Source organism: Streptomyces sp. NPDC054847 (assembly GCF_053610925.1).
In genome coordinates, this window is record NZ_JBSGZJ010000119.1 from 11,827 (window position 1) to 16,984 (window position 5,158).

Below are 5,158 nucleotides of genomic sequence, written 5' to 3' on the forward strand. Positions count from 1 at the left end.
CGGTGTTTCCAGGGGCTCTGCCCCCGCACCCCCGCGCCTCAAACGCCGGCGAGGCTGAAGTTGTCAGGACCGCGCCCGGACCCCCGTCAGCGCCGTGACCACCGGGTCCAGCGCCTGATGGATCTCGTCGCCGATCGAGCGGAAGAACGTGATCGGCGCCCCGTACGGATCGAACACCTCGTCCGCGTCCGGGCTCGGCGCCAGCAGCCATCCCCGTAGCGCCGCCGCGGCCCGCACCAGCGCGCGCGCACGTTCGACGACGCCGTCCTCGCGGGGGTCGGGCAGGGTCGCCGGGTCTATGGCGCGTACGAGGCGGGTGAACTCCTTGAGCGTGAAGGTCCGAAGGCCCGCCGAGTGGCCCATCGAGATGACCTGCGCACGGTGGTCACGCGTGGCCGTCAGGACGAGGTCCGCGCGGATGACGTGCTCGTCGAGCAGCTCACGCCCGACGAACCCGCTCGCGTCCGCTCCGAAGTCCGCGAGGACGATCTCGGCGTTGGCCTCCATGGGGGCGCCCTCGTGGCCCCACGTGCCCGCGCTCTCCACGATCAGGCCGCCCGTGAGGGGATCGCCGAGGCGGTCGCTCAGGGCATGGCGGGTCAGCCGCTCGGTGATGGGCGAGCGGCAGACGTTGCCGGTGCTGACGTGGAGGATGCGGAAGGCCTGGCCCGTGCTGCTGGTTTCCGCTATGCCACGCCCCTCAGGGGCGGTCAATTGGCCACCTCGAGGTCTGGTACGACCTTGCGCAGCTCGTCCGCGGACAGGGCGCCCTCACGCAGCAGGACCGGCACCTTGCCGGTGACGTCGACGATCGACGACGGAACGATGCCGGGCGTCGGGCCGCCGTCGAGGTAGACGGAGACGGAGTCGCCGAGCATCCCCTGGGCGGCGTCGCAGTCCTCGGGCGAGGGGTGTCCCGTGAGGTTGGCGCTGGAGACGGCCATCGGGCCGACCTCGGTGAGCAGTTCGATGGCGACGGGGTGCAGCGGCATCCGGATCGCGACGGTGCCACGGGTGTCCCCGAGGTTCCACTGCAGGGACGGCTGGTGCTTGGTGACCAGGGTCAGCGCGCCGGGCCAGTAGGCGTCGACGAGCTCCCATGCCTGCTCGGAGAAGTCGGTGACGAGCCCGTGCAGGGTGTTGGGCGAGCCGATGAGGACAGGGGTGGGCATGTTCCGGCCGCGCCCCTTCGCCTCGAGCAGGTCGGCGACGGCCTCGGGGCTGAAGGCGTCCGCACCGATGCCGTACACGGTGTCGGTGGGCAGCACGACGAGCTCTCCGCGGCGGACGGCCGATGCGGCCTCGCGCAGGCCGGTGGTGCGATCCGTCGCGTCGTTGCAGTCGTATCGCCGAGCCATCAGCGGGCCTCCTCGTACACGTGCTTGGTCATGTGCTTGGTCATGGCATGGCCTTGCGGGCGGTGGCGAACCGCGGCCGCTTGTTCAGGTCGGGGTGGTCGGCTGCGTCGGCCCAGCCGGATTCCTCGTTGAAGATCCACGGCACCTGCCCGCCCTGGGTGTCGGCGTGCTCGATGACGACGAGGCCGCCGGGCCGCAGCAGCCGGTGCGCGGTGCGTTCGATGCCGCGGATGGTGTCCAGGCCGTCCTCGCCGGAGAACAGGGCCATCTGCGGGTCGTGGTCGCGCGCCTCGGGTGCGACGTACTCCCACTCGGTGAGCGGGATGTACGGCGGGTTGGAGATGACCAGGTCGACCTGGCCGTCGAGCTCGGGCAGCGCGGTGAGGGCGTCGCCGTGGTGGACGGTGACGCGGGAACCCTCGGCGTTCTTGCGGGTCCACTTCAGGGCGTCCTCGGACAGCTCCACGGCGTGCACGCGCGAACGCGGGACTTCCTGGGCCATCGCGAGGGCGATGGCGCCGGAGCCGGAGCACAGGTCGACGATGAGCGGCTCGACGACGTCCATGGCGCGTACGGCTTCTATCGCCCAGCCGACGACCGACTCGGTCTCGGGGCGCGGCACGAACACCCCGGGGCCGACCTGGAGCTCCAGGTAGCGGAAGAAGGCGCGCCCGGTGATGTGCTGGAGCGGCTCGCGTGCCTCTCGGCGGGCGACGGCCTCCCAGTAGCGGGCGTCGAAGTCCGCGTCCTTGACGTTGTGGAGCTCTCCCCGCTTCACGCCGTGCACGAACGCGGCGAGCTCCTCCGCGTCGAACCGCGGTGACGGCACGCCGGCGTCGGCCAGCCGCTGGGTGGCTTGGGCCACCTCGGCAAGCAGCAGGTTCACGTGCCTACCCTTCCTGTGACGCTCGTGCGGACGTTTCTCTGACCTACGGGACTACGGGAACTGCACCGGCTTCGCCGGGTCGCGGGCTACTGGGCAGCCGCGAGCTTGGCGGCGGAGTCGGCGTCGACGCACGCCTGGATCACTGCGTCCAGGTCACCGTCGAGCACCTGGTCCAAGTTGTACGCCTTGAAGCCGACGCGGTGGTCCGAGATCCGGTTTTCCGGGAAGTTGTACGTACGGATCTTCTCCGACCGGTCGACCGTTCGGACCTGGCTGCGGCGGGCGTCCGCGGCCTTGCTCTCGGCCTCCTCCTGGGCTGCGGCGAGCAGCCTGGAGCGCAGGATACGCATGGCCTGCTCCTTGTTCTGGAGCTGGCTCTTCTCGTTCTGGCAGGAGGCGACGATGCCGGTCGGCAGGTGCGTGATGCGGACGGCGGAGTCGGTCGTGTTGACGGACTGGCCGCCGGGTCCGGACGAGCGGTAGACGTCGATGCGCAGGTCGTTGGCGTGGATCTCGACGTCGATCTCCTCGGCCTCCGGCGTGACCAGCACACCGGCCGCGGATGTGTGGATACGGCCCTGGGACTCGGTGGCGGGCACGCGCTGCACGCGGTGCACCCCGCCCTCGTACTTCAGCCGTGCCCAGACACCCTGGCCCGGCTCGGTCGCGCCCTGACCGCCCTTGGTCTTGACGGCGACCTGGACGTCCTTGTAGCCGCCGAGCTCGGACTCGGTCGAGTCGATGATCTCGGTCTTCCAGCCGACGCGCTCCGCGTAACGCAGGTACATCCGCAGCAGGTCGCCCGCGAACAGGGCGGACTCGTCGCCGCCCGCGCCGGCCTTGACCTCGAGGATGACGTCCTTGTCGTCGCTGGGGTCGCGCGGGACGAGCAGCAGCCGCAGCTTCTCGGTGAGCGCCTCTCGCTGCTTCTCCAGGTCCTTCACCTCGGCGGCGAACTCCGGGTCGTCCTGGGCCAGTTCACGGGCCGTCCCGATGTCCTCGCCGGTCTGCTTCCAGGCTCGGTAGGTGCCGACGATGGGCGTCAGCTCGGCGTAGCGCTTGTTCAGCTTGCGCGCGTTCGCCTGGTCGGCGTGGACCGAAGGGTCGGCGAGCTGCTTCTCGAGATCGGCGTGCTCGCCGATCAGTTCCTCGACCGCTTCGAACATCGATGGCTCCTGGTTTCGTACGCGAAGGGGTGGCTGCGGTGGCTGCTCAGAACGGACAAAGCGCCGGTCCCGGCCACCCTGGAGGGGGCGGCCGAGGACCGGCGCAGTGGCTCGCTACTTCTTGGCGGAGCCGGCAGCCTTGCCGAAGCGGGCCTCGAAGCGGGCCACGCGGCCACCGGTGTCGAGGATCTTCTGCTTGCCCGTGTAGAACGGGTGGCACTCGGAGCAGACCTCGGCGCGGATGTTGCCGCTCTGGATCGTGCTACGCGTGGTGAATGCCGCACCACAGGTGCAGCTGACCTGGGTCTCGACGTACTCGGGGTGGATGTCGCGCTTCAAGGTGTCTCCTAGGTTCGGGAGGGCGCCGGGTCGCACGGGCGGGGATGCTCGTACGTGAACCGGGGCCGACGTACCAGTCTGCCAGGACCGGCCGTATCTCCCAAAACCGGGGTGGTCGCCGAAGTATTCCTGACGGTCGAAGTGGGTATTACGGGCTCTTCACGACGGTGGCGGCGTCGCCCTTGTCGCCCGCCGAGTCCCGCACCGCGGAGGCAGGGATCGGCCTGTCCTGCTTGAGCGCCGTCCACACCTGTCGCGCGCCGGTCTCGACGGGCACGACGCGGTTGGGGTCGGCGGGGTCGTACTCCACCGGCATCGTGATCATGTGGACGTCCTCCGCGCCGAGGGCGCCGAGCCCTCTGGCGAAGCCCATCAGCTCGTTCACCGAGTCCAGCTCGGAGTCGGGCGTGATCGCCTTGGTACCGGCGTCGGCGAGGTCGAGGAGCTTCTTCGGGCTGCTGAACACGCCCACGTCCTTGACCTGCTCGATGAACGCCTTCATGAAGGCCTGCTGGAGCTGGATGCGGCCGAGGTCGCTGCCGTCGCCGACGCTCTTGCGGGTGCGTACGAGGCCGAGCGCCTGCTCCCCGTCCAGGCGGTGGGTGCCGGGCCGGAGGCTCAGGTGGCTCTTGCTGTCGTCGATCGGCTGCGTGGTGGTGATGTCGACGCCGCCGAGTTCGTCGACGAGCTTCTTGAAGCCCGTGAAGTCGACCTCGATGTAGTGGTCCATGCGGATGCCGGACATCGCCTCGACCGTCTTCACGGCGCAGGCGGGGCCGCCGATCTCGTAGGCGCTGTTGAACATCGCCCGCTCGTCGCCGGGGACGTCGGTGCCGTCACGGCCGGTGCAGTCGGGCCGCCCCACCATGGTGTCGCGCGGTACGGACACGACGCTCGCGGTCTTGTGGCCCTGATAGACGTGGACGACCATCGCGGTGTCGGAGCGGGCGGCGCCGTCGTCGTCGCCGTACCCCGAGTTCTGGCCGGAGCGTGAGTCGGAGCCGAGCACCAGGATGTCCATGGAGCCGTTGTCGACGTTCTTCGGGCGGTCCTCGCCCAGTGCCGTCTTGATGTCGACGCCCTGGAGGTTCCCGTTGAGCTTGAAGTAGAGAAGGCCGAGACCTGAGCCGCCGACGAGCACCAGGGCGGCCGCCACCCATGCCACGACCGTCCAGGTCCGGCGGGCCTTCGTGGGGGGCTTGCGGCGTCTGCCGCTTGGTGGTCCCCCTACGCCCCCTGGGCGTAGGGGGACTATTCGGCCGCCACGGCCGTTCCGCTCGCTCATGCTCTCCTCGGCTCTCGCTGCTCCCGCTACCCCCGCTGGTGGTGTTCAGGCGCGGTTTGTCGTAGTTGCTCAGACGTCGGAGCAGCGAGAAGCGTTGCACGGCCCGGTGAGAACTCCCTGAGAA

Annotated in this window: 6 protein-coding genes; all 6 read right to left on the minus strand. The window is 69.8% G+C overall.

Annotated features, from left to right (window positions below; genetic code table 11):
* Nucleotides 1–63: 63 nt before the first annotated feature.
* Entirely contained in the window at nt 64–714 is a 651-nt protein-coding gene (locus ACWGH4_RS15010; RefSeq protein ID WP_005311870.1) for an arsenate reductase/protein-tyrosine-phosphatase family protein, read from the minus strand.
* Nucleotides 711–1,358: an L-threonylcarbamoyladenylate synthase gene (locus tag ACWGH4_RS15015; RefSeq protein ID WP_005311872.1), complete on the minus strand. Its 648-nt coding sequence runs from the start codon at nt 1,356–1,358 to the stop codon at nt 711–713. The genes ACWGH4_RS15010 and ACWGH4_RS15015 overlap by 4 nt, the downstream gene beginning before the upstream one ends.
* Nucleotides 1,359–1,398: 40 nt before the next feature.
* On the minus strand, nt 1,399–2,244 hold the full coding sequence (gene prmC, locus ACWGH4_RS15020) for a peptide chain release factor N(5)-glutamine methyltransferase (RefSeq protein WP_005311874.1): 846 nt from the start codon (nt 2,242–2,244) through the stop codon (nt 1,399–1,401).
* Between the two features lie 86 nt (nt 2,245–2,330).
* Nucleotides 2,331–3,410 (minus strand): peptide chain release factor 1, encoded by a 1,080-nt coding sequence (gene prfA / locus ACWGH4_RS15025; protein ID WP_453460277.1) that lies wholly within the window; start codon nt 3,408–3,410, stop codon nt 2,331–2,333.
* A 114-nt stretch (nt 3,411–3,524) separates the two neighbouring features.
* Nucleotides 3,525–3,749 carry a 50S ribosomal protein L31 gene (rpmE, locus tag ACWGH4_RS15030; protein WP_441264204.1) on the minus strand — a complete coding sequence of 75 codons (225 nt, stop codon included), beginning with the start codon at nt 3,747–3,749 and terminating at the stop codon, nt 3,525–3,527.
* A 148-nt stretch (nt 3,750–3,897) separates the two neighbouring features.
* Nucleotides 3,898–5,034: an LCP family protein gene (locus ACWGH4_RS15035; protein WP_453460279.1), complete on the minus strand. Its 1,137-nt coding sequence runs from the start codon at nt 5,032–5,034 to the stop codon at nt 3,898–3,900.
* Between the last annotated feature and the right edge of the window lie 124 nt (nt 5,035–5,158).

What these genes read in the sequence shown, in the direction of transcription:
- ACWGH4_RS15015 (WP_005311872.1), bottom strand. Translation starts at nt 1,358, where the DNA reads ATGGCTCGGCGATACGACTGCAACGACGCGACGGATCGCACCACCGGC.
- prfA (WP_453460277.1), bottom strand. Translation starts at nt 3,410, where the DNA reads ATGTTCGAAGCGGTCGAGGAACTGATCGGCGAGCACGCCGATCTCGAG.
- ACWGH4_RS15035 (WP_453460279.1), bottom strand. Translation starts at nt 5,034, where the DNA reads ATGAGCGAGCGGAACGGCCGTGGCGGCCGAATAGTCCCCCTACGCCCA.